The organism is Singulisphaera rosea (genome assembly GCF_054877945.1).
Genome location: NZ_JBTYIP020000004.1, coordinates 462,785 through 486,885 on the forward strand (window position 1 = coordinate 462,785; position 24,101 = coordinate 486,885).

Here is a 24,101-nt window from a genome sequence, read left to right on the forward strand (position 1 = left end):
AGCCGGTTGATGTCGCGGCTTCCGCTGCTCCGCCGAGTGTTCCCGTAGACGGGGAAGCGGACGGGCGTGCCAACTTGAATTCCTTGACAAGGCTTGCCTCCCCGCCTAAGGTTGAGGAATAGATACCCTACGGGGGTATTCAGCGGAGGGCATCATGAGTCATGCACCGTCGGTGAAGATCAAGGCCCGCGCCAGTCGGATTGCCGGGCAGGTCGCGGGGATCCAGCGGATGATGGACGAGGGACGCTACTGCGTCGACATCCTCAACCAGATCGCCGCGGTCCGCTCGGCGCTCGATGCGCTCGGGATCGAGTTGCTAACCAATCACCTGGAGTCTTGCGTACTCGGGCATGGCTCGGACACCGAGCACCCGTCGGCGAAGCCGATGACCCAGGAGCAACTGCTCGCCGAGATCCAGACCGTGCTCTCTCGTTTCTTGAAGTAAAGCTTTCCGGAGGATCCTGGCGATGGAATCCAAGTTCTCCGCGCCGGACATCGTGTGCGACGGTTGTGCCGGGGCGATCAAGCGAGCTCTCGGGCCGGTCTCGGGGGTTTCCCACGTCGACGTGGACGTCGACGCGAAGACCGTGACCGTGTCCCACGAGGAGACGACCCCTCGCGAGGTGCTCGCCGAGGCGCTCGCCCGAGCGGGCTATCCCGGATCCTCGGGAGGCGAATCTCACCATCTTGCAGGATCGAAGGGGCTCGACATCCTCCCCGACGTCCACACGATCGGAGCGAAGCTTGCGCCTTCGCTCGTGACGATCGGAGGAGGGGCCAAGGTCCTCGATCCTGTTTGCGGGATGACCATCGACCCGGCTTCGGCCGCCGGGAGCAGCCGTCATGGGGGGGTCGAGCATTTCTTCTGCTCGAGGTCTTGCAAGCAGAAATTCGACGCCGATCCCCGACGCTATCTCTCCGACCATGCGGCCGGCCAACACTCGAGCCACCACTCGGGACACGCGAAGTCCGCCGGCTCCGATACGGCGACGTATACGTGCCCGATGCACCCGGAGATCGTCCAGCAAGGCCCGGGCTCGTGCCCGATCTGCGGGATGGCGCTCGAGCCTCTCACGGCGACGGCCGACGACGGGCCGAACCCCGAGCTCGTGGAGATGAGCCGGAGATTCCGGGCCTGCCTGCTCCTCTCCGCCCCTCTGCTCGTGATCGCGATGGCGGAGATGGTCGCGGGCGACCGGATGACCGGCCTGCTCTCGGGGCAAGCGATCGTTTGGCTCCAGCTCGTCCTGGCGACCCCGGTGGTCCTTTGGGGAGGCTGGCCGTTCTTCGTTCGCGGTTGGGCGTCTCTCGTCAGCCTCCACCTGAATATGTTCACGCTCATCGCGCTCGGGACGGGAGCCGCCTACCTCGACAGTGTCGCGGCAACGCTCGTCCCGGGACTCTTCCCGGCCTCGTTCCGGACCCACGGTGGCACCGTGCCGGTCTATTTCGAGGCTGCGGCCGTGATCACCACGCTCGTACTGCTGGGCCAGGTCCTCGAGCTCCGGGCCAGGGGACAGACCAGCGGCGCGATCAAGGCCCTCCTGGGCCTGGCCCCGAAGACCGCACGAAGGCTCCTCGACGGCGGCAAGGAGGAGGATGTCCCGCTCGAGCACGTCCAGGTCGGCGACCGGCTCCGCGTGCGACCGGGTGAGAAAATCCCGGTCGACGGGGTCGTGATCGAAGGCGCGAGCAATGTCGATGAGTCGATGGTCACGGGCGAGCCGATCCCGGTCGAGAAGCGCGCCGGCGATCGTTTAATCGGCGGCACGGTCAACGGCAAGGGGGGCCTCGTCCTGGGCGCGGAGCGAGTGGGCTCCGAGACGATGCTAGCCCAGATCGTGCAGATGGTCGCCGACGCTCAGCGCACTCGGGCGCCGATCCAGCGGCTCGCGGACACCGTCTCGGGCTACTTCGTGCCCGGCGTGATCGCCGTCGCCGTGCTCACCTTCCTCGCCTGGGCGACCTTCGGACCCGAGCCGAGGATGGCCTACGCCCTGGTCAATGCCGTGGCTGTGCTGATCATCGCCTGCCCGTGTGCCCTCGGCCTCGCGACCCCGATGTCGATCATGGTGGGGACCGGTCGAGGCGCGTTGATGGGCGTTCTCATCAAGAATGCCGAGGCCCTCGAGATCCTCGAGAAGGTCGACACGCTCCTGATCGACAAGACCGGCACGCTCACCGAAGGCCGGCCGAAGCTGGTGACGGTCACCTCGGCGGAAGGTCAGGATGAGCGAGGGTGGCTCCGCCTGGCCGCGAGCCTCGAACGTGCGAGCGAACACCCGCTGGCCTCGGCGATTGCCGCCGGGGCCGAGGAACGTGGCGTCTCCTTGTCGGCTGTCGAGCACTTCCAGTCGATCACCGGGCGAGGGGTCGGAGGGTCGGTCGAAGGGCACGACGTCCAGGTGGGTAACGCTTCCTACCTCAAGGGTCTCAGCATCGAGAGTGGACCGCTTGCGGACCGGGCCGAGTCGCTTCGTCGCGAAGGTCAAACCGTCGTCTTCGTCGCGATCGACCGGAAGATGGCGGGGATCCTCGGGGTCGCCGACCCGATCAAGGAGTCCTCGGCCGAGGCGCTGCGGACGCTCCGCGCGGAAGGGCTTCGCGTCATCATGCTGACCGGCGACGGACGGACGACAGCCGAGGCCGTGGCGCGTTCGCTCGGAGTCGAAGACTTCCGAGCCGAGGTGCTCCCCGAGCAGAAGGGCGAGGTCGTCAAGGAGCTTCGCGCCAAAGGGCATGTCGTCGCCATGGCGGGCGACGGGATCAACGACGCCCCGGCCCTGGCCACATCCCAGGTCGGCATTGCGATGGGGACCGGGACCGACGTGGCGATGGAGAGCGCGGGGGTGACCCTGGTGAAGGGTGACCTCAACGGAATCGTCAGGGCCCGCAAGCTCAGCCTGGCGACCATGCGAAACATCCGGCAAAACCTGGCATTCGCCTTCCTCTACAACCTCCTCGGCGTCCCGATCGCGGCGGGGGCCCTCTATCCCGTCTTCGGGATCTTGCTCAGTCCCATGATTGCGAGCGGGGCCATGACCCTCAGCTCGGTCTCAGTCATCCTCAACGCCCTGCGCCTCCGCCGGATGTCCCTGGACTCGACGCGATGAATGCGGCCCTGGAGAAACCTGACATGCAGCCGATCATGCGACGACTCCCGAGACGCCTTCTCCTACTCGGGATCGCGTTGCTCCCGCCCTCCGTTTGCCAGGCCCAGATGTCGATTTCGGCAGGCTCACGCTCGCTCGGGGGCTATGGATCCACAGCGATCTCGTCGTATTACGGGACCAGCGGAGGCGGCTATCTCCCGTACAACGGGGGAGGCGCCGGGTTCATCCCCTACCGGGGATCTTCCGACGGTGCGCTCGGGACGCAACCGATTTCCCGAAGGCTCCCACAGACTCCGTTCGGGGGGGCATCGATGGCCGAAACACCGATCGGGGGAGCTTCGCTTTCTGGAAACATGAGTAGTGGAAGCTCGAGAAACCCGGGCCTGATCGCAGGCCAGGCGCCTCGGACCTATATCCCGTTCGGCTATGAAGGGGGCGTGGGAGCGGCCGCCGGGATGTCGGCGATGACCTCCCCCGGGCGCGGGAGAACGGGGCCAAGGCCTGGCCCCGGCTTCGGTTATCCGTTTCGGATGCCGGCCAACTTCGGGAGCTCGGGCTTGATGTCCATGCCGTGAGGGGGAGCCCGTTCGGCGGGGATCCATCCGCTTTCGATCTCGGGTTTGGTCTGCGGGGGCTTGGCGGGGAACGGCCCCGGGGCCCGAGAGGGTGGGGGTGGGGGCGCTGCCGTTGTCGCAGTCGTCGAATCCGCTGATCCCGTGACCGGGGCCGTGGGGAGCGGACGTTCGTTGAGCTGGATGCCGACGGCACGCTCGAGGGAGGCGAGGGCCTTGCCCAACTCCGACTCGACCTGGGCGGCCTGGAGACGGATCTGAAGGACCTCGCGCCAGGCGGTCACGAGCGTGACGTAGTCGACGTTCCCGAGTCGATAGTCGCTCGCGGCGGCCTTGAGGGCCTGCTCGCTCTTGGGCAGGATGCTCTTGTGGAAGAGCGCGAGAGTGTCGCGCTGGGCCTTCGCCTGGACGAACAGGTCTTTCACCTCGCGGTGGGTTGCGTCACGCTCGGCGTCATAGAGTTTGGCGTCGGCGACCGCCCGGGCCTGGGCCTCGCAGACGCCGGCGTCGAGCTTGCGCCGATAGATCGGGAGGTTGAAGCCGACGAACAGCCCGACGTTCGGCATCCCGCCGGCCGTCGCGGGCGTCACCGCGTTCGTCTTCTCCATATCCATATACGAGAGGCCGACCGTGATGTTGGGGTAGTAGCGTTTCCTCGCCAACTCGACGGCACGCTCGTCACGTGCGATCGCAGCGAGCCTGCCCCGGAGCTCGGGCTTCGCGGCGACGGCGAGGCGATAGAGCCGGTCGACCTGAGTCGGGGCGTCCCAGACCGGGTTCTCGGGGAGGGTCTGGAGGTCCGAATCGGGGTCGACGTGGAGGACCTGGGCGAGGTCGGCCTTGGCGTTGGACCGACCTTGGCGGATCCGGATCAACTCACGCTCCAGATCGGCGACAGCCACCTCGGCGCGGAGGACATCCTGCTGGGCGGCCAGCCCCGTCTTGTATCGTTGCCGGGCGACTTCGACGATGTCGAGGGCGAACTTTCGGTTCTCGGTCAGGATGTCCTCGGCCCGTTCATTGAAGTGGAGGTCGAGGTAGGCTCGCTTGACCCCGGCGACCGCGTCGAGCTCCGAAGCGGCCAGCTCGGCGAGGGCCACCTTCACGTCCTGCTCGGCCGCTTGTCCCCGGAGTGCCAACGTCCCGCTCCAGGGGAACTGCTGGGCGATCATGAGGTTATACGGGTTGTATCCCATCAAGGAATACTGGGGGGCGACCGCGGGAATGGGATAAATCGTGTTCGAGACGACCGGGTCGTCCAGCGCCGTGACCTGGGGGATGCGTGCCCTGAGGGCCAGGACGTTAAACCGGGCCGCCTGGACCGTCCGGTTTTCGGCGAGCGCCCGCCCGAGGAAGGTCGCGACCGGTTGCGGACCGAGCAATTCTGGCGGCGTCGGTGCCGGGTTGAGGGCGATCGCCGCCGGGTCGTCGGGGCCGATCGTCTCCGGCGGACGAACCGCCGCCTCGTGGAGTCCCTCGAGGACGTCGAGATACTCCCGACGCGACGCCGACTGGACGCAGCCAGTCAGCCCGACGAGGAAAACCATGCCGACATATTGTGGCCATCGCCCCAACATTCCGGAGACCCCCAAGGCGCCATCGCCGGGACGCGCAACCGAGGCGCGACCGCCATTGCCGGTTGGTTGAGCCCGGAGGGGTTTATCGGTTGCCCGGGTTGTCGGGGATTAGCGATTCGGGCGGGCGCTCGGCTTGCGGTGGGCTCGCAACGCCTCGAGGACCCGGGTCATGTCGGCCGGCAGGGGCGCGGTCAGGTCGAGTTCCCGGCCGTGGATCGGATGGGGAAAACAAAGCCGATGGGCATGGAGCGCCTGCCGGTCAATGAGGACCGAATCCGCGTCATCGACACCGGCCCCGGCGATGTCTCCCAGGGTCATGCGATCCCGCCCCGAGTAGGCCTTGTCACTCAGGATCGGGTGGCCGATGTGAGTCAGATGGACGCGGATCTGGTGGGTCCGCCCCGTCCTGGGCTTGCAGCGGACGTAGGCGAATCCATCGAACCGCTCGAGGACCTCGTAGAAGGTCACGGCGGCCTTCCCCCCGTCTTCGGGGAGGCGGATCGCCATCTTCTCGCGGTTCGTCGGGTGGAAGCCGATCGTCCGTTCGATATAGTCGCTGTCGCGCGACGGGACGCCGGAGACGAGCGCGAGATACTCTTTGTGGATGGTCCGCTGCTCGAAGAGTGCCGCGAGCTTGCGGTGGGCGAAGTCGTCCTTGGCGACGATCAAGAGTCCGGTGGTGTCTCGATCGAGCCGGTGGACGATCCCCGGGCGACTCTCGCCGCCGACGGTCGAGAGCGAGTCGTAGTGGAACTGGAGGGCATTGACGAGCGTCCCCGACCAGTGCCCTTTTGCCGGGTGGACGACCATCCCTGGCGCCTTGTTGACGACCGTCAAGGCCTCGTCCTCGTAGACGACCTCGAGCGGGATCTCCTCCGGAACGGGCGCATCGTCGGCGAGCTCGGGGAGCCAGACCCGGATGATGTCGTCGAGCCGCACCTTGTACGAGGCCTTAACCGTCTGGCCGTTGATGTGGACGGCCTTGGCGTCGATCACCTTCTGGATCACGCTCCTCGAATAGTCGGGGTAGCGGCTGGCCAGGTAGGCGTCGATCCGCTTACCGACCATCCTCGCCTTGACCGCAAATTCGCAGGGGGTGCTCGAGAGCTCGGGAGGCATGGGAGGGTCGGATCGTGCTGGGATCAGAAAGTCGACGCCCGGGACGCCGAAATGGGCCCGGGCTCGTCTAGGAAGGGACTACGATCGTGTCACTTGGAAGGACCCGGCACCGGCGAAGGTGTCGGGTCCGATCGCAGGCGAGTCAGGGCTTCGGGGCGGCGTCGGCCTTGGGCGCCGCATCCTTGGCAAACGGATCATTCGGAAGCTCGGAGCTCGGAGCCGGCTTCGGAGCCTCGGCCTTCGGCTCTTCCGGCTTCGGGGTTTCCGCCTTCGGAACTTCCGGCTTCGGGGCTTCCGCCTTGGGTGCCTCGGGCTTGGGCGTTTCGGCTTTCGGAGCTTCCGGCTTGGTCGCGTCGGCTTTCGGAGCGTCCGATGCCGGTGCATCCGCCTTGGGCGCACCGATCAGCGGTGCAAAGAGATCCTTCGGCATTTCGGCCTTGGCCGCGCCCGAGGCACTGGGCGGCGGGGGCGGCAAGAGTCCCGGGGCCGGGATGGTCGGGCTGTCGAGCGAAGGATGCATCGGCGGCAGCGAGATACTCTCCTGGCCCATCGGCGGCAGGCTCACCTCGGTCGGCTTGAAGGCGTAGAGTTCCTTGTAGAAGGCAACGCTCTCCGGCTTCTTGAGCGTTTCGGCGAACTGGGTCGACTGCTTGGCTTCGTCGGTGCCGGGCCAGGTCTTGGCGACCAGCTCGTATTGCTTGATCGCCTTGTCGAGCTCGTTGCGGGCCTCGAGCGTCCTCGCCTTGCCGAAGGACGCGGCGAGGGCCTGGGGCGAGGTCTTCTCGGACTCGTCGATGACCCGGTCGAAGAGTTCGAGGGCCTTCTTGAGGTCCGGCAGGGCGACGTCCCGGTTCGCGGGGAGGTCGGCGAAACCCTTGTTGTAGTACTCGGTCGCGGCCTGGAGGAGGGCCCACCGCTCCGCCTGCGTTTTGGGATATTTCTCGGCGACCTTCACGCGGTCGGCCGCCGACTTGGCCTGGTCGAGCTCGGTCCAGGCTTCGTCGGACGCGACCTTCCCGCCGGACAACCCTGCCGAGAGAACCGTCACCCCGATCACCACGACCACGAGGCCGATAATCAGACTCCAGAAGCGGGTCTGGTTCTCCATCGCATGCGCCAGCCAGCGCGCGAGGATGGGCAGATCCTCTTCGGGGTGGTGGATGACCGTCGGGATTTCATGCTCGAGCTGATGTTTCGCCGTCGGGTGTGGAGTGTCTTTCATCCTCGCCTCAATCCCTTCTTCGATACCCTTCGCCGAAACCGAACGGGGAACACCCTGCCCGGCAATGACCAATCGTCAGGAGCACCACGACCGCGGCCACCCCGTCGTCGGGCGGGCACCAACGCGCTCTCGCGGCAAGGTTGGTGGGGGTTCCGACCTTGCGATGTCCCGAGGCGAACGACGTGTACGGCGTTCCTGGCGGCCAATCAACCCCAAACCCCGGCTCATCTTACAATTTCCGTCGGCCCAGGGTCAAGCGAACCCGGAACCGGGCCCTGGCCCGAAACCCGGCTTTTTCTTCAAAGCCGGGTTTCGGGCGTGTTCGACCCCGACGATCCCTCGGGAACGTTATCGCCCACGTCTACCCGAGGCCCGGTTTTTCGGAAGAAGTCCGGGTCCGAAACAGGTCGTTACTTCCCGGCGTCCTTCTTGACCGCCTCCTCGTCCAGCATCGACCAGAGCGTCGGCTCCATCGCGTCGGCCCAGAGGCGATAGCCCTTGCGGGAGAGGTGGAGGTAGTCGGGCATCACGTCCTTCGAGATCGTGCCGTCGTCGTTCAAGAAACTTTTGCCGATGTCGAGATATTTAACCATCTTCCCGTCGTCAAGCTTGGCGATCGACGTGTTCACCGCGGCGAGTTTGTCCCGGATCTCGGCCGGCTTCGCGCCTCGGGGGAAGACGCCGAGGAGGAGGATCTTGGTCTCGGGGAGCTTGGTGCGCAGGGATTTGACGATCGCCTCGACCCCCTCGGCGATCTCGGCCGAGGAGTTGTCGCGCGAGTTGTTCGTCCCGATCATGAGCACGGCGACCTTGGGCTTGATCCCGTCGATCTCACCGTTCTCGATCCGCCAGAGGACGTGCTGGGTCCGGTCCCCGCCGATGCCGTAGTTCGCCGCGTTCCTGGGTCCGTAGTAGCGTTCCCAGACCTCGATGGGCCCCTTGCCGTCGCGGTCGCGACCGGCCCAACCCTGGGTGATCGAATCGCCGAGGAACAGGAGGTCGACGGATCCCTGCTTCGTCCGCTCGAGAAACGCCTCGTGGCGCTTCATCCAATTGACCTCGCGCGGCGCCGGCTTGATCGCGGCGTTCTCGGGCGGGGCCTGGGTCGGCGCCTGGGCACGGGCCTCCGAGCCTACCACCACGATCATCAAAGCCCCGACGATCAGGCCGATCGCCCCACCGGCTCTCCGCTGACTCAACGCCCCTCGCATCGTCGTGCCCCCTGCCTCATGGTGAAGGGATGAATACTCGTCGCGGACCCCATACCGGTTCGGCCCGCATCAGGGACGACATGGTACTCCGCAGCCCGAGCCTATTCCAGCGTCCCCTTACATCACTCGGATTTCGCGTCCCGAGTCTCCGTCAATCGGGGCCTTCCGACTCACCCAAGGCCCAGGGCTGCCCGAAATGTTCCTGGTAGCAGACTTCGGCGAGGCCCATCCGCCCCGGAAACGGCTCATCGTGCTCGGCGTATCCGAGGGCGACGACGCCGCAGAGCGAGTGGTCGTCGGGGATGCCGAACGCGGCGACGACCCTCGCCCGGTCGTATTCCTCGACCAGCACCGTGGCAACCCCCAGGGACTCGGCCACTAGCCTGACCGCGACCTCGGCGCGGGAGGTCGCCGCCCTCGCCGGGGCCGTCGGGTCGTCGAGCCGATCGAAGTGCCTGGGGACGGTCACCCGGAGCTTCGCCCCCTCCTCGGGCGAGATGGACCCGAGCGCGAGTTGCCGTTCCACGACCGCGTCGAGGTGGGTCCGATGCGAATGGTGGTAGGCGAGCACGATGACCACGACGGGCGCCTCGACGACCTCGGGACGTTCGTAGACACAGGCTCGCAGCCGTCGGCGGTTCCGAGCTTCGCGGACGACGAGGAATCGCCAGGGCTGCAGATTCGCCGGGGAGGGGATGCGCGTCGCCTCGTGCAGGATCCGCTTGAGGAGTGCGTCGGGCAGGGGCCGATCGGGGTCGAATCGGCGTCTCGACCCCAGCCGGGCGATCGAGTCGAAGGTCGAGAGGGGAGGAGACGCATCCATCGAGCCCGGCTCCCAGGGTCGGACGAGGCCATGACTTCCCCCCTATCTCACCACTAACCCCTAGCGGCACGCCACCTTCGACGCTTAAGATTCGCCTTGCCAGGGGAACGCCTTCCTTTGCAAAACCCACCCGGGAAGGCCAGTCCCGAACAACGACCGAACCCATCAGACTTCCGAAGGACTGCCACCCATGAATCGACTGATTCGGATCGCCTGCGGCCTTGCCCTGGGGCTCGTGACGCCCGGCCTCCTTCGCGCGGACGAGAAAGACGACGGCAAGTGGGTCTCGCTCTTCGACGGGAAGACCTTGAGCGGTTGGACGACGGCCGACGGCACGCCCGGCAAGTGGAAGGTCGTCGACGGCGCGATCCACGGCTCGGGCCCCGCGTCGCACCTCTTCAGCCCGCGCGGCGATTACAAGAACTTCCGCTACAAGGCCGACTTCAAGATCGCCGATAAGGCGAACTCGGGGATGTACTTCCGCACCAAGAAGGGCCCGGGCTTCCCCGACGGGTATGAGGCGCAGGTCAACAGCACCCACACCGACCCGCTCCGGACCGGCACCCTCTACAAGTTCGTGCCCGTCCGCGAGATGCTGGTCCCGCCCGACACCTGGTTCACCCAGGAGGTCGAGGTGGTCGGAAACCACATCACGATCAAGGTCAACGGCAAGAAGGTCGTCGACTTCGTCGACACGAAGAACACCCACAGCGAAGGGCACTTCGCCTTCCAGCAGCACGACCCGGGCAGCCAGGTCGACATCAAGAACGTCGAGGTCCAGGAACTGCCCGCCTCGAAGTAAGTACGCCTGCCGAACCCCGGTTTTTCCTGAAAAACCGGGTTCTGACGCACTCGACGCCGACATCCTTCCCCGGATGTCGACGTCGCCTTCCCAAGAAGCCTGGTTCTTCAGATCGACCGGGTTTCGAGGCATGCGTTGAGCGATAGTCTTCTCCTGATTTCCGCTGCTTGAAACAAGTCCGCCGGGAGGGTCGGGTCGACGATCGACCCGACCGCCCGGCGTTTGCCGATGGTCGTTCCGAATTCGATCCCGGGGATGCGACGCGATTCTCTCGAGGGGTAAACGATGGCGAATTTGTTTGTCCGAAAGTCAATCGCTTCGCTCAAGGCCGAGGCGGCCTCCAACGACGAGGGGGGGCCGAAACGCTCGTTGACCTCGTTCGACCTGACGATGCTCGGGATCGGGGCCATCATCGGCGCGGGGATCTTCGTCCTCACCGGCCACGCCGCCGCGTCGAACGCCGGCCCTGCGATCGCGCTCTCGTTCGTCCTCGGCGGGATCGCCTGCGCCTTCGCCGGGCTCTGCTACGCCGAGATGGCCTCGACCGTCCCCATCGCCGGATCGGCCTACACCTATGCCTATGCCACCATGGGCGAATTCATCGCCTGGCTCATCGGCTGGGACCTGATCCTCGAATACTCGCTCGGGGCGACCACGGTCGCGATCGGCTGGTCCGGCTACGTCGTCAGCTTCCTCCACAACGTCGGGATCAATATCCCGCCGCACTACGCCAACGCGCCCGGGACCGATATGATCAACATTCCCGACGCGATCGCCAACAAGCTGCACCTCGCCTCGGGATGGACGGCGCTCGGGGGCGTGAAGGATCTCCTCGAGAAGAACCACATCGATTGGAACACCTTCGACCACTCGATGGCTTACATCAATATTCCCGCGATGTTCATCGTCGCGGCCGTCACGACGCTCCTCGTCTTCGGGATCAAGGAGTCGGCGCGGGTCAACAACGCGATCGTCGTCATCAAGATCGCCATCGTCCTCCTATTCATCGCCGCGGGCATCGGCTACGTCTCGACCGAAAACTGGGGCGGCTCTTACATCCCCCCAAACACGGGCGAGTTCGGCGTGTTTGGTCTCTCCGGCATCTTGCGCGGTGCGGGGGTCGTCTTCTTTGCCTTCATCGGATTCGACGCCGTCTCGACCACGGCCCAGGAGGCCAAGAACCCCCAACGCGACATGCCGATCGGCATCCTGGGATCGCTCGTCATCTGCACGATCCTCTACATCCTCGTCGCGTTCGTGCTCACGGGCGTCGTCAACTACAAACAACTCAATGTTCCCGACCCGATCGCGGTCGGGATCGACGCGATCGGCTTCAAGTGGCTCGCCCCGATCATCAAGCTGGGCGCGATCGCTGGGCTTAGCTCGGTCATCCTTGTCATGCTCCTGAGCCAGCCACGGATCTTCTACACGATGTCGCGCGACGGGCTCCTCCCCAGCTTCGTCTCGAAGCTCCATCCTAAGTTCGGCACCCCCTACATCACGACCATCATCACAGGGTTCGTCGTGATGATCGCCGCCGGGACGTTGCCGATCAGCCTCGTCGGCGAGCTCGTTTCGATCGGCACCCTCTTCGCGTTCGCGGTCGTCTGTATGGGCGTCCTCGTCCTCCGCATCAAGCAGCCGAACATCGACCGCCCGTTCAAGACCCCGGCGGTCTGGGTCACCGCCCCGCTCGGCACGGTGTTTTCCTTCTTCTTGATGTCAGGTCTCCCGTTGGATACCTGGATTCGTCTCGTGATCTGGATGGTGATCGGGTTGGTGATCTATTTTGCCTATGGCGTCCATCACAGCCGGATCGGACACGAGAAGAAAGATCCCCTCCTCGTGGGCGACGAAATCGCCTGAGCCAAAGGCAAACGCCCCCGCGAGGCGGCAAAGAGCCGCCTCGGGGGGCGTTCAGCATTTCGAACCAAAGCTCAAGGGAGTCTTCGAAACCCGGCATCTCGTCCAAAGCCGGGCTGGCTGATGGGACGAGATCGGTGCTTATAAAAGAGGTCGAGGGTGCCACGGGGTCCGAAGACGGAACCCGTGGCACCCATATACAGATCATCAACACTGTTTTCTCACGATACGTCTGCCGCGTTGCCGAGGCGGTCGACTCTATTTTCTCGCCCTGGCAAAAGTCTTGCCCCAGAAACAGGGACGAGCTCGTGGTCGGTCCTCACACGCCGACTTCCATCTCGACCTTCCCGGGCTTCGACGGCGAGAGCCACCCGGTCACGGCCGCCACGAGGATCACCGCGACGCACGCCAGCAGCATCGCGGTGAGCCCGATGTTGAGCCATCCCTTCACGACGGCCCCGCTCTTGATCATCTTGGTGAATTTACCCGTGATCTCGTAATAGCCCGTCGCGGTCGTCGTCGTCGCGACGAAAAGCATCGGCAGGAGCGTGATTGGGGCGTATCGGCCTCGACCCGAGTTGATGAGCACCGTGGTCGCCACGCAGAGGGCGATGACCGCCAGGAGTTGATTGGCCATGCCGAACATGGGCCAGATCGTCTCGACCGACCCCGAATAGATGAAGTAGGACCAGCCGAAGACCACGAGCGCCGTCGCGAGCATCGACGCGGGGAGCCAATCCAGGTTCCCTAACGGCTTCCAGATCTTGCCCAGGAATTCCTGGACCAGGAATCGGCCGATTCTCGTCCCCGTGTCGATCGTGGTGAGGATGAAGAGCGCCTCGAACATGATCGCGAAGTGGTACCAGTACTTGAGCAGCCAGTCCATGTTCGGGATCGCCTTCGAGAAGATCCGCGCCATCCCGACGGCCAAGGTCACCGCGCCTCCGGTCCGGCCGTGGAGCGACTCCTGGACGTTTTTCTCCATCTCGACGAGCTCGCTCGGGGCGCCGGGATGGCCGTCGTGGTCGGCGTCCATGGCCTTGAGGGCCTGCGTGAACTGGGGTCGTCTCGCGAGGTCGATGTTGATGTCGTAATACATCGAGTTCGGCAGGGCCGCCGCCGCGATCAAGGCCACGATCCCGACGAGCCCTTCCATCAGCATCGCCCCGTAGCCGATCATCCGGACGTGGCTCTCCTTGTCGACCATCTTCGGGGTCGTGCCGGAGGAGACCAGTGCGTGGAATCCGGAGATCGCCCCGCACATAATACAAATGAACACATAGGGGAAAATCGGGCCATCGAAGTAGGGGCCTCCGCCCGACTGGAACTGGTGGTTGATCGCCGGCGCCTCGAGCGCCGGGTTGGCCACGATCACGCCCAGGACGAGCAGCGCGATCGTCCCGATCTTGAGGAAGCTCGAGAGGTAGTCGCGCGGGCAGAGCAACAGCCAGACGGGGAGCACCGAGGCGATGAAGCCGTAGGCGGCGATGGCGCCGATGGTCCAGTTCCTCGAGAGCTCGAACCAGGGGCGGAGGTGGGACTCGGGAATCCAAGCTCCCCCGACCGTCGCCGCAAGGACCGCGATGGCGCCGACGATCGACGCTTCGACGACCTTCCCCTTGCGGAACCGGTACATGTACCAGCCGACGAAGAGCGCGATGGGGATGGTGCAGGCGATGGTGAAGGTCCCCCAGGAACTCCCCGGGACAAGCCGGACCGTGTTTTTGGGCAGCATGTACCCCTCGCCCTTCGGGTTCCCCCTCAGCGACTCGCCCGGCGGGACGGAGAGCCTGAACGGCTCCTGGAATTCGATCGACTGGTCCTTCCCTTCACCGAACTGGTAGGTTGTCCCGGGGGGCACGGAGTAGATGCTCGGTTGATTCGGCCGGAGGATCTTCTCGAGGGGCGCCCCCTCGGGATAGTGCAGCACCGCCTGGGCCTTCATCGGCACTTCCTCGCCGCCGAGCGCCTTGACCACGACGATCCCCAGGCCGGCGAGAGCGATGATGATGATGTAGAGGATCGCGAGCGTCGTCGCGGCCCCGGCCACCGGACCGATCTCCGCCCGGGCAATCCCCGCGAGGCTCTGCCCCCCGCGTCGGACCGACGCCGCCAGCACCATCATGTCCTGCACCGCACCGGCGAGGCAGACCCCGACGACCAGCCAGATCAGACCCGGCAGATATCCGAACTGGATGGCCAGGACCGGCCCGATCAGCGGCCCCGCTCCCGAGATCGCCGCGAAGTGGTGGCCGAAGAGGACCCAACGGTTCGTCGGGTGATAGTTCTGACCGTCGTTTTGGGTATGGGCCGGGGTCACGTACGAATCGTCGAGCGCGGCGACCTTGGCGGCCAGGAAGGCGCTATAGTAGCGGTAGGCCACGGCCAAGACGGCCAGCACCCCGAGCATCACCGGCATGGCATGGAGGGTCATCGCGTCTCTCATGTTCTGAAAGCGTCAAGCCCCGCACGACCCTCGCTGCGCCGGCGGGGCGATCAAGTTGGAATCAGTTTACGGCACTCGCGGCATCGGTCAAGTTGGCCAGGATCCGCCGCCGGTCTCATCTTGCGCCGACGACCCATGACTATCAGAGTCGGCTCTCCTCTTCGCCCAGCCCGAGCCCGATCACCCTCGCTTGGTCTTGTAGCCGAGAGTCTTCAACGCGGCGTCGGCCGCGGCCAGGTGATCCCCCTGGAGCTCGATCTGGCCGTCCTTGACCGTCCCCCCTGCCCCGCATTTCTCCTTGAGACGTACGGCGAGGGCCGGCAAGTCGTTCCCCTCGGGGTCGAGGTTGGCCACGACCGTCACCAACTTTCCCTTGGCCCGTTTCTCGGTGCGCAACCGCGCCGTCTGAGTCTCGGGCGCGAGCCGGACCGGTTCGACCACCGGAGGCGGACAGTCGCACTCCGACTCCAGCTTCCCGCAGCGTTCACACGTCGGAGGGCGATCCCAGGGCGTCCCGGCGAAAAGGCGTTGCACGATCCCGACCCCTTCGGCTCTTCGATCGCCCCGAACGCCCCGCAATCCGGGGATCGCCCTGGGCCGAAGACGACAATACAAGCAAGATCCATACATTCTTTGTAGACTCGAAACATCCGAGCCCTCGATCCGCGACCTCAACTGTAGGGGTTGCCGGCGGAATCTTCAACGACCCGAGTGCAAGCGAGTGAGGAAGACAACAGCGATCCGCCGAGGACGTAGATCGCCACAGGTTTCCATCAGTAGAATCGAACCCGAATCTCCTCTGCGTTAACCTGCGACATCTGTCGATTACCCATCCTGTTCCCTCAAGGAGCCTACCGTGTCGGATCCGTTGCCCCACGACACCGACGTGCTCATTGTCGGTGCCGGCCCGACGGGACTCGTGCTCGCGGTCTGGCTGACCGAGTTGGGCGTGAAGGTGCGGATCGTCGACAAGACCGCCGAGCCCGGGACCACCTCGCGGGCCCTGGCCGTCGCGGCCCGTACTCTGGAATTCTACCAGAGACTCGGGATGGCCGAGCCTCTCGTCCAGGGCGGAGTCCAGGTCGCCGCGGCCAACCTCTGGGTCCGAGGACGCAAGGTCGCTCGCTTGCCCTTCGAGAATCTCGGTGACGGCCTCACCCCGTTCCCCTACCCCCTAATTTTTCCGCAAGACGCGCACGAACGCGTGCTCATCGAACGCCTCGAAGGCCTCGGCATCTCGGTCGAACGACAAACCGAGCTCGTCCGATTCGAGCAGGACGAACGCGCGGTGCGCGCGGTCCTCCGAAGGATCGACGGCGGCGCGGAGTCGACGTGCACCGCGGCTTACCTCGCGGGCTGCGACGGCGCGCGTTCGATCGTAAGAGGGGCGATCGGCGCAGGCTTCCCAGGGGGAACCTACGAGAAAATCTTCTTCGTCGCGGACGTGGACGGGTCCGGGCCCGCGGTCGACCGCGAGATCCACGTCGACCTCGAAACCGCCGACTTCCTGGCGGTCTTCCCCCTCAAGGCCAAAGGGCGAGTTCGCCTGGTCGGCACCGCGCTCGAGGCGACGGACGAAAGTCGTTCCCCCTTAACGTTTGAAGACGTGCGAGATCGTGTGGTCCAGCATCTCGAATTCAAAGTCGTCCGGGTGAACTGGTTCTCCACCTACCACGTCCACCACCGCGTCGCGTCGCGGTTCCGCGACGGGCGAGTCTTCTTGCTCGGAGACTCCGCGCACGTCCACAGTCCCGTCGGCGGCCAGGGGATGAACACCGGCATCGGCGACGCCGTCAACCTCTCGTGGAAGCTGGCCGCGACAGTCCAAGGGAACGCCCCGCCGAGCCTGCTCGACACCTACGAACCGGAGCGGATCGCCTTCGCCCGCAGGCTTGTCGCGACCACCGACCGCGCGTTCACCCTGGTCACAAGCCAGAATCCCCTCGCCCAGTTCTTCCGGACCCGCCTCTTCCCCCGATTCGCTCCCCTGCTCTTCCGTCGCGCCGCCTGGCGCCGAATCCTTTTCCGCACCGTCTCCCAAATCGGCGTCAACTATCGTGACAGCCTGCTCAGCGAAGGAGAAGCGGGATCGGTCCGAGGCGGCGATCGACTCCCCTGGACCCCGACCGGCCCCGACGCGGACAACTTCGCACCCCTGAGTGACCTCTGCTGGCAAGTTCACATCTACGGCGATCCACGACCCGATTTGGTCGCCGCCTGTCACGAGTTAAATTTGCCCATCTACGCCTACGTGTGGCGATCCGAAATGGCACGCGCCGGGCTGACGCCCGGCGCGTTCTATTTGGTGCGCCCTGACGGCTATATCGCCCTCGCCCAGCCGGACGGCCGCCCGGCTCGGTTGCGAAGTTACCTCGCCAGAAGAGGTATGAAGCAACTCCTGGGGGGAAGCCATAAGCCATCACATCCTTGAGTGAGGATCATGGCTCCCGGACCCAGCCCCGTGCGGGACGTCGGAGTCGGCTCGTGTTACAAGGCGACGGGCCCTTCTTATTCATACCCGAGGGGGCGTCACGTGACGCCGCGCATCCCGGGACCGAATATCTAATGCTTACCCACTTACACGTCGCACCTTACTGCGCGGTGTATCGAGGCGGGATGGCAATGCCCAGATTGGCGCGTTTGGTGTAGTGGAATCTCAGGTGGTGATCGAGGTGCCCGATGGCTCCGGCGACGAGGTCGGCCAAGGTTTTGCGCCCGGTCTCGGTGTGGTTGCCGCTCCTGGCGAAGTCGGAGTCGGAGCACTGGCGAAGGATCCGCGTCATCCACCGTCGGTTCGCCGCGAAGAGGTGCGCGGCCTCTTCGACGGGCAACGATTGCGAATTCAGGCGGTTGATCCAGGCGTTCTCGTCGTAGGCATAAAGGATCGGGTCTTCCTCGGCGATCACGCGTTTCATCCGGTCGCCGTAGACCAGGTCGGAGTCGAGGAGGTGGCCAACGAGCTCGGCGATGCTCCATTCGCCGGGGCCCGGGCGTGCGAGCTCGTGCTCGCGGGTGAGGCCGGAGATCGCGTACAGGAGAAGCGGGGCCCCTTCGGCATAGCGATCGATCACCGACGTCGTTCCGCTACTCATCGACCCTCCTCATCATGGTTTTCAGGTTCGTCGACATCGTCCGGATTCTTGCGCCAGATGGCGAGTTGCGGGTGGCTGTACTCGAGGAACCAGATCTCTTCCTCGACGCCGAGTTCGGCCGCGAATCGGTGGGCAACCAGGTGGTTGACCACCTCGAGCGACGCGGCGAGGAAATCCGTCTTCGGCCCGGGCTCGCCGCCGGGGTTGTGGAAAATGAATCGGATGACCAGCACCCGTTCGTCGATCGGCCCTTTGGCCGAGAGGTACCGGCCGTCCATCTCGTAGATCGAGTATCCTCGCGAGGCGCGGCAAAGAGTCTTGACCCACGCGTGCTCGTCGAAGTTCGGATCGAGCCGACGATTTCGGGCAATCGCCTTCATGACGAAGGGGACGATCCGGATCGCATCTTCGTCGAAGAGCGTCTCGAGGACCTCCTGGACCTTGCCGAAGTAGCCGAGCTTCTTCGGCAAGATCACCTCGTACATGCGAGCCGGCTTCGGTCCCTCGAGGGAATAGTTGAACATCGGGTCGAGTCTCCGGACGGTGCCCCGCCAATCCGATCCTACCAGCCCCGACTCTCCCCTCGAGCGTAACGGATCCCGAAGATCATGTCCCCCCGGAATCCCGGGCGGGCAGAAACCCCGATCTCAACGTCGAGCGTTCACGCGAACACACGCCGACTCAATCGTTTACGCCGGCGAGTTTGCCGATAATAGCGCCTGCACCCGGCGGAGGAATTCGAGCGGCCGTTGATTCCGTTCAACCAGGGCGGTAGAATCTAATTCTGACAATCTTTATGTGATAACCGACCTTTTCGCGGCGCCGATGTCGTCGGGCGTAAGGGTTCGGCCCGGAGGTTGAGCGAGATGGACGCGAGTGGGAACGGTAGCGCCAAGCCGAGCAAGGTCGAAGCGATCAAGGTTGCCAGCCAGTACCTTCACACGTACATCGCGGATGAAGCCCGCAACGGCGAGACGCATTTCACCGAAGACGCGGCCACGGTCCTCAAGTTCCACGGCTCATACCAGCAGGACGACCGCGACGTCCGAACACTCCTGAAGCGTGAAGGGAAGGAAAAGGCCTTCCAATTCATGGTTCGGATCCGGATCGTCGGCGGCAAGCTCAACGCCGAACAATTCCTGGCCTCTGACCGGCTCGCCCACGCGTTCGGCAACGAGACGCTCCGGATCACGACCCGGCAAGAGTTCCAGCTCTACGGCGTCTCGAAAGACGACCTGCCGACGACCATCCGGCGGATCAACGAGATGCTGCTGTCGACGCTCGCGGCCTGCGGCGACGTCGAGCGAAACGTCCTGAGCTGCCCTGCCCCGATCTGCGACTCGGTCCGCGACGCGATGCAGGATGACGCCGATCGTTTCGCCGCCCACTGCGCCCCGAGGGCGTCGAGCTACTGGGATATCTGGCTCGATGGCGAGAAGGTCGACAACCCGCTCTTTCCCGTCGCCGGCCCGATCCAGGTCCCCACGGCGGGAGACGACACGGTCGAGCCGATCTACGGCAAGACCTACCTCCCCCGCAAATTCAAGACCGCCTTCGCGCTTCCCGAGGACAACTGCACCGACATCCACGCCAATGACCTCGGCTACCTCTCCATCGTCGAGGATGGCAAGCTCGTCGGCTACAACATCCTCGTCGGCGGCGGGTTGGGCACCACTCCGAGCGCCCAGAAGACCTTCCCGTTCCTCTCGCAGCCGCTCTGCTACGTCGACCGCGAGGACATCCTCAAGATCGGCGAGGCGGTGATCAAGGTCTTCCGCGACTTCGGCAACCGTTCCGACCGGAAGCGGGCCCGCCTCAAGTACATCATCCACGACTGGGGAATGCCGGCCTTCCGGGCCAAGATCGAGGAATACCTCGGCCACCCGATCGCCGACCCCAAGCCCGTCTTCGTCACCGGCGTCGAGGATCACCTCGGCTGGCACGAGCAGGGCGATGGCAAGCTCTTCCTGGGCATCCCCGTCGAGAACGGCCGGATCAAGGACGACGGCGACTTCCGCCTGATGACCGCCCTGCGGACGCTCTTCACCAAGTACAGCATGCCCGCCAGGCTGACCTGCCAGCAGTCGATCCTGCTGGTCGGGCTCGACCCCGCCTGGCGTTCCGACATCGAGAAGACCCTGGTGGAGCACGGAGTCGCGTCCGTCGAGCAAATCTCCACGGTCCGACGCTGGTCGATGGCCTGCCCGGCGATGCCGACCTGCGGCCTGGCGGTGACCGAGGCCGAACGGGCCCTCCCGACGATCATGGATCAACTCGAAGTTGAGCTCGCCAAGCTCGACCTGGCCGACGATCGGTTCACCGTCCGGATGACCGGCTGCCCGAACGGCTGTGCACGCCCCTACAATGCGGACATCGGCCTGGTCGGCCGTTCCGCGACCCGCAACGCCGACGGCACCCCGGGCGCGGGGACGTATACAGTCTTCCTCGGAGGGCGAACCCTCGGCGACCGCCTCAACGTCGAGTTCAAGGACTACGTCCCCTTCGACCGGGTCGTGGCGGAGCTGGTGCCCGTCTTTACCCGCTACAAGGCCGACCGACTCCCGGACGAGACCTTCGGCGACTTCTGCCACCGTGTCGGTGTCGAGGCCCTGGTCAGCGAGCCGACACCGGCCTGATTGCGGAAAAGCCTGCGGGCTGGCCGCTTGGACGCTGGTCAAGCCCGCAGCGATCGATTATCCTAGGTTTGTTCCGGTCGGGGGAAGTCGGTCGATTCCTCGTGCTCGCTCAACGAAGCCCACGACGATTCGTGGGCCCCGTTGGTCGAGTTTTTGCCCCTTTTCCGGTTGGATGACTTTCGAAGATCACGACTCGGGTGGTGCCGGTCGTCGTAGGAGATCCGCGTGGCCAAAGAGGAACCCATCCGTACCGAGGGCCGGATCGTCGAGGCCCTGCCGAACACGCAGTTCATGGTCGAGTTGGAGAGCGGGCATCGCATCCTGGCGCACATCGCCGGCAAGATGCGGAAGAACTTCATCAGGATCGTGCCAGGCGACCGGGTGACGATCGAGATCACCCCCTACGACCTGACCAAAGGCCGGATCATCTACCGAGAACGCTGAGTCATCCTTCGCTCGCGACGGGCTCGGCCCTGGAATAGAGATCCAAGCGTTGCCGGCCCGAAGCCCCTGCCAAGTCACCCGGACCGATCGCCTTGACCCCGCAGGCGACGGTCACGCCCTCGCCGACGATTGACGGAGGGGCATCCTTCAATCGGTCGGCTTCCCCCAATCGACTTCGTCGAACCTGCTCGCCACCCTCCCCTCAACTTCGGTGGAACGACACCGGTGCGCGGCTCCAGAGCCCGAGGCAGAGCTCCGGTGCTCAGTCTCATGGATAGGCGTCGACACGCACCGCAAGGCGGCATGAGCGAGGCCCGGCTGGCGAGTCGCCGAGCCGGGCCTTGAAGGTCGAACCTCGATCGTCGGCAGTGATGCCCCTGGAAAGATTCGGGGTATTCACCCCCTTATCGTCGTGCGCTGGTGCTATCGATCCGGTCCCAGGCATCACGAGCCGCAGGCCTCGCTCGATCCCAACCGAGCGACTTCGAGTGCCCGGTCGACTCCCAATCACGCCGGAGCTCGCTCTCGGCCTCCTCGAAGGTACGGCCTTCGTACGTCCCACGGGTTTCCCAACCATGTTGGTAGGCGGGGCGGACGTCGTCGTAGCTGAGCGTCGAGTCGTAATAAGGTCGGCTCGAGTAGGCATCGCGCCAGTAGGCGTCTTCGACCGTCGGGTCGATGGACTCGGCTACGCTCTTGCCCGCGAGTCCCCCCGCGACGGCACCGACGACCGTCCCCACGACCGCGCCGACCGGTCCGGCCACCGCACCAGCCGCCGCGCCCGTCAACGCACCGGCCGCCGCCGCACCGAGGCCCGTTCCCACCGGATGGGCGCCGGGCTCGCCGCTGATGGGGTCGCGATTCGCGTCGACGGCGTGCGATCGATCGGGCTTGATTTCAGACATGGTCGTCTCCCAGGTTGAAAAATCGACTTGTTCGAAGATCCTTAAAGGACCTACACCTCTTAGCTACCCGCAAGCCGAATGCCAAAGTCTGAAGAGGGTTCAAGATCCGTCTTCCGAGACCGGTTGCCCTCTGTTTCCATCGGGATTCTCGAGGTCGGTGAAACAAGCCGAATTCGACGGATCGATGATTGGTCCTCGAAAGGGCCGCCACGGAAAGACAATATCGAGGATGTCGGGCAACGGGCTTCTCGCTCGCCCTCAACGGATTTCAGCGAATTGGCAAATCCCCGAGATCGTCGAGCTCCGGAAAAAGTTCGGCCCGACCCCCGGAAGTCATACGGACAAGTCCTATGATGTATTCAGGCCGTCGATCGGTTCTTATCGATCGACGCTGATTGATTCGACGGGGTCGTCTCCATAAAAGTCCGGGGCACAGGCCATGGGAGTTCCCGAAGCGCACCGCCACGTCGCCGCCAAAGTCGTCGGGGGTATCTTCGCCGCGGTGATCGCGCCGATCGTCGCGGGCGTGGGCGTTAACGTGATTCAGAAGAAGCTGGAGGATAAAGCCGAGCCCGAGAAGGTAGCCACCTCGCCCGCGAATGCGAACGCGAAGGAGGAGCTCGACCCGAGAGCGGCCCTCAAGGTTTCCGAGCCCCTACACCCGAGTGTTCTGCCGGGATCTTTAGGGACGAAAGAAGCGCCGCTCGCCTTTGCCTTCAATGGGAAGGATCTGGCCGGGTTCCGCACCTACCTCGGCATCCCACTCGGCGAGGAGGAACCCCTCGGGCTGGACAATGACCCGAAGCATGTCTTCTCTGTTCCCAGAAATGGCGAACACAAGGGACACCTCCGGATCTCGGGGGAGGTCAACGGGGCGCTCGAGACCGAGAAGGAGTACGAGAACTACCACCTGACGGCCGAGTACCAGTGGGGAGAATTGCGCTGGGCCCCCCGCGAGAACGAGGAGCGTCTTAGCGGGTTCACGCTTCACAGCACGGGGGCAGAGGGCAGCTCGCACAAAGCGTGGAGACCCGGATTTCGTTGCCGGATCCTTGCCGAACAAGGGGCGGGCGACCTAATCCCGTTCCCCACGATGACCAACAAGCTGAGCGTGGCCGTCGAAGCCGAGGTCGTCAAAGGATTCGTCACGAAGAAGTCCACCTCGAACGAGAAGGCGCACGAAGGATCCAACTCGGAGAAGTCCTCGCGAGCGAAACATGCCAAGCACGAGCATGAGTCGAAAGAGCACGAGGCCCACAATAAGGTCGAGATCCTACGCTACTTCTACAACCCGGGGTTCCCGCTGACCACCGTGACCACCAACACGGTCATCCACCACCTCGGTGCACCCCGCACCATCCCCCAGCCGGGCCACTCGACACAACCTTTGGATACGCGTTGGCACACCGTGGAATGTCTTTGTTTCGAAGACAAGCTCACGATTCGATGGGATGGGAAGACCGTCCTCGAGGCGAGCAAGCTGAGCCAATCCCGAGGCAAGATCCAGATCATCTCGGACGGTGCCGAGATCTTCTTCCGGAGGGTCGAGCTCAAGCCGCTCGTCAAGCCAGCGTCGTGACGCGACGTGAAGGGTGTCGGTTCGTCAAGCGAAGATCGTCCGCTCGGCCCAGGCCCTGACGGCTTCCGCAATCGTGGCGACCTCGGCCATCGCGCCGATGCCGATATCCCCGCAGGCCAGGCGCTTCGACTGGGGAGGCACCAGTACGATGCCAGGCGCGTGGCAGGCGAAGACCTCCGCAGCCTCGTCGAGGCCCCAGTCGTTTCCCGAGCGGCCATCGCCCCTGTCGGCCAGTAGCAGCTTCAGGTGGCGCAAGGTCACCGGGCTCTGCCACATCAGCGTGTTCATCGCCGGCGCAAGGATCACGGGCTTGGAGAAGTCCCAAGCCCGGAAGACGCATGTGAGGAAGTTGTCGGAGAGCCCGAGCGAGAATTTCGCCAGGGTATTGGCGTCGAGCGGTGCCACGATCAGGAGGTCGGCCCAATTTCGGAACGTGATGTGGAGCACCGGGTCGTCGCGACGATAACACGGGCCTGACCACTCGTCGGCGTCGCGGAAAAGCGGCCCCCCTGCGGGGTCCGACTGATCGCGGGCGAGGTCGGCCTTGTCGAAGAAATGGAGCGAGGGCTCGGTCGCGACGACACGGACCGCGTGCCCTGCGCCTCGGAGCGAGGCATAGAGCGCGGGTGTCCGCACGGCGGCCACCGAACCGGTCACCCCCAAGAGGATTTTCGTCGGTATTTCTTCCATGGCGATC

At 64.8% G+C, this 24,101-nt stretch carries 20 protein-coding genes; 9 read left to right on the forward strand and 11 right to left on the reverse strand.

Translation table 11 applies throughout. From position 1 onward, the window contains the following. The first annotated feature begins 154 nt into the window (after positions 1 to 154). From ACYOEI_RS10805 to ACYOEI_RS10815, 3 genes are read left to right on the forward strand one after another with little or no spacing between them, the layout of a single operon-like run. On the forward strand, positions 155 to 445 hold the full coding sequence (locus ACYOEI_RS10805; RefSeq protein WP_462849478.1) for a metal-sensitive transcriptional regulator: 291 nt from the start codon (positions 155 to 157) through the stop codon (positions 443 to 445). 22 nt (positions 446 to 467) lie between these two features. After that, the gene (locus tag ACYOEI_RS10810) at positions 468 to 3,113 is read left to right on the forward strand and encodes a heavy metal translocating P-type ATPase (RefSeq protein ID WP_462849479.1); all 2,646 of its coding nucleotides are present in this window, start codon (positions 468 to 470) and stop codon (positions 3,111 to 3,113) included. Between the two features lie 23 nt (positions 3,114 to 3,136). Further along, on the forward strand, positions 3,137 to 3,688 hold the full coding sequence (locus tag ACYOEI_RS10815) for a hypothetical protein (protein ID WP_462849480.1): 552 nt from the start codon (positions 3,137 to 3,139) through the stop codon (positions 3,686 to 3,688). On the opposite strand, the gene ACYOEI_RS10820 is transcribed toward ACYOEI_RS10815, so the two are convergent. The 5 genes from ACYOEI_RS10820 to ACYOEI_RS10840 all read right to left on the reverse strand — a co-directional run bounded on the left by ACYOEI_RS10820 (position 3,631) and on the right by ACYOEI_RS10840 (position 9,637). Then, the gene (locus ACYOEI_RS10820; RefSeq protein ID WP_462849481.1) at positions 3,631 to 5,232 is read right to left on the reverse strand and encodes a TolC family protein; all 1,602 of its coding nucleotides are present in this window, start codon (positions 5,230 to 5,232) and stop codon (positions 3,631 to 3,633) included. The genes ACYOEI_RS10815 and ACYOEI_RS10820 overlap by 58 nt on opposite strands. 138 nt (positions 5,233 to 5,370) lie before the next feature. After that, entirely contained in the window at positions 5,371 to 6,381 is a 1,011-nt protein-coding gene (locus tag ACYOEI_RS10825) for an RluA family pseudouridine synthase (protein WP_462849482.1), read from the reverse strand. 142 nt (positions 6,382 to 6,523) lie between these two features. Then, positions 6,524 to 7,603 carry a tetratricopeptide repeat protein gene (locus ACYOEI_RS10830; protein WP_462849483.1) on the reverse strand — a complete coding sequence of 360 codons (1,080 nt, stop codon included), beginning with the start codon at positions 7,601 to 7,603 and terminating at the stop codon, positions 6,524 to 6,526. A gap of 410 nt (positions 7,604 to 8,013) precedes the next feature. Continuing rightward, complete coding sequence (locus tag ACYOEI_RS10835; RefSeq protein WP_462849484.1) at positions 8,014 to 8,802, reverse strand: platelet-activating factor acetylhydrolase IB subunit; 789 nt, start codon at positions 8,800 to 8,802, stop codon at positions 8,014 to 8,016. Between the two features lie 163 nt (positions 8,803 to 8,965). Continuing rightward, positions 8,966 to 9,637, reverse strand: coding sequence for a nitroreductase family protein (locus ACYOEI_RS10840; RefSeq protein WP_462849486.1), 672 nt, complete (start codon positions 9,635 to 9,637; stop codon positions 8,966 to 8,968). 190 nt (positions 9,638 to 9,827) lie between these two features. Here ACYOEI_RS10840 and ACYOEI_RS10845 point away from each other — a divergent pair, with 190 nt between their 5' ends. Together ACYOEI_RS10845 and ACYOEI_RS10850 are read left to right on the forward strand one after the other, a co-directional pair. After that, entirely contained in the window at positions 9,828 to 10,439 is a 612-nt protein-coding gene (locus ACYOEI_RS10845; protein ID WP_462849487.1) for a 3-keto-disaccharide hydrolase, read from the forward strand. Between the two features lie 285 nt (positions 10,440 to 10,724). Beyond that, complete coding sequence (locus ACYOEI_RS10850) at positions 10,725 to 12,305, forward strand: amino acid permease (protein ID WP_462849488.1); 1,581 nt, start codon at positions 10,725 to 10,727, stop codon at positions 12,303 to 12,305. Positions 12,306 to 12,621: 316 nt separating this feature from the next. On the opposite strand, the gene ACYOEI_RS10855 is transcribed toward ACYOEI_RS10850, so the two are convergent. Together ACYOEI_RS10855 and ACYOEI_RS10860 are read right to left on the reverse strand one after the other, a co-directional pair. Next, on the reverse strand, positions 12,622 to 14,736 hold the full coding sequence (locus tag ACYOEI_RS10855) for a carbon starvation CstA family protein (RefSeq protein WP_462849489.1): 2,115 nt from the start codon (positions 14,734 to 14,736) through the stop codon (positions 12,622 to 12,624). 192 nt (positions 14,737 to 14,928) lie between these two features. Then, positions 14,929 to 15,282 carry a translation initiation factor gene (locus ACYOEI_RS10860; protein ID WP_462849490.1) on the reverse strand — a complete coding sequence of 118 codons (354 nt, stop codon included), beginning with the start codon at positions 15,280 to 15,282 and terminating at the stop codon, positions 14,929 to 14,931. A gap of 322 nt (positions 15,283 to 15,604) precedes the next feature. Here ACYOEI_RS10860 and ACYOEI_RS10865 point away from each other — a divergent pair, with 322 nt between their 5' ends. After that, positions 15,605 to 17,179, forward strand: coding sequence for an FAD-dependent monooxygenase (locus ACYOEI_RS10865; protein ID WP_462849491.1), 1,575 nt, complete (start codon positions 15,605 to 15,607; stop codon positions 17,177 to 17,179). A gap of 160 nt (positions 17,180 to 17,339) precedes the next feature. Here the strand turns inward: ACYOEI_RS10865 and ACYOEI_RS10870 are convergent, their stop codons facing one another. Both ACYOEI_RS10870 and ACYOEI_RS10875 read right to left on the reverse strand, forming a co-directional pair. Further along, a complete protein-coding gene (locus tag ACYOEI_RS10870; RefSeq protein WP_462849492.1) occupies positions 17,340 to 17,840 on the reverse strand; it encodes a DinB family protein in 501 nt (166 codons plus the stop codon). After that, entirely contained in the window at positions 17,837 to 18,364 is a 528-nt protein-coding gene (locus tag ACYOEI_RS10875; RefSeq protein WP_462849493.1) for a hypothetical protein, read from the reverse strand. Before ACYOEI_RS10875 ends, ACYOEI_RS10870 begins: the two co-directional genes overlap by 4 nt. Before the next feature lie 342 nt (positions 18,365 to 18,706). On the opposite strand from ACYOEI_RS10875, the gene ACYOEI_RS10880 reads away from it, so the two are divergent. Together ACYOEI_RS10880 and infA are read left to right on the forward strand one after the other, a co-directional pair. Further along, a complete protein-coding gene (locus tag ACYOEI_RS10880; RefSeq protein WP_462849494.1) occupies positions 18,707 to 20,476 on the forward strand; it encodes an NADPH-dependent assimilatory sulfite reductase hemoprotein subunit in 1,770 nt (589 codons plus the stop codon). Between the two features lie 225 nt (positions 20,477 to 20,701). Then, positions 20,702 to 20,920, forward strand: a complete 219-nt coding sequence (gene infA, locus ACYOEI_RS10885; protein WP_015248164.1) for a translation initiation factor IF-1 — start codon at positions 20,702 to 20,704, stop codon at positions 20,918 to 20,920. A 404-nt stretch (positions 20,921 to 21,324) separates the two neighbouring features. Here infA and ACYOEI_RS10890 read toward each other — a convergent pair whose 3' ends face one another. Further along, positions 21,325 to 21,825, reverse strand: a complete 501-nt coding sequence (locus ACYOEI_RS10890) for a hypothetical protein (RefSeq protein ID WP_462849495.1) — start codon at positions 21,823 to 21,825, stop codon at positions 21,325 to 21,327. Positions 21,826 to 22,264: 439 nt separating this feature from the next. Here ACYOEI_RS10890 and ACYOEI_RS10895 point away from each other — a divergent pair, with 439 nt between their 5' ends. Then, entirely contained in the window at positions 22,265 to 23,404 is a 1,140-nt protein-coding gene (locus ACYOEI_RS10895; protein WP_462849496.1) for a 3-keto-alpha-glucoside-1,2-lyase-like domain-containing protein, read from the forward strand. Positions 23,405 to 23,428: 24 nt separating this feature from the next. Here the strand turns inward: ACYOEI_RS10895 and ACYOEI_RS10900 are convergent, their stop codons facing one another. Then, complete coding sequence (locus ACYOEI_RS10900; protein WP_462849498.1) at positions 23,429 to 24,094, reverse strand: flavoprotein; 666 nt, start codon at positions 24,092 to 24,094, stop codon at positions 23,429 to 23,431. Positions 24,095 to 24,101 lie beyond the last annotated feature (7 nt).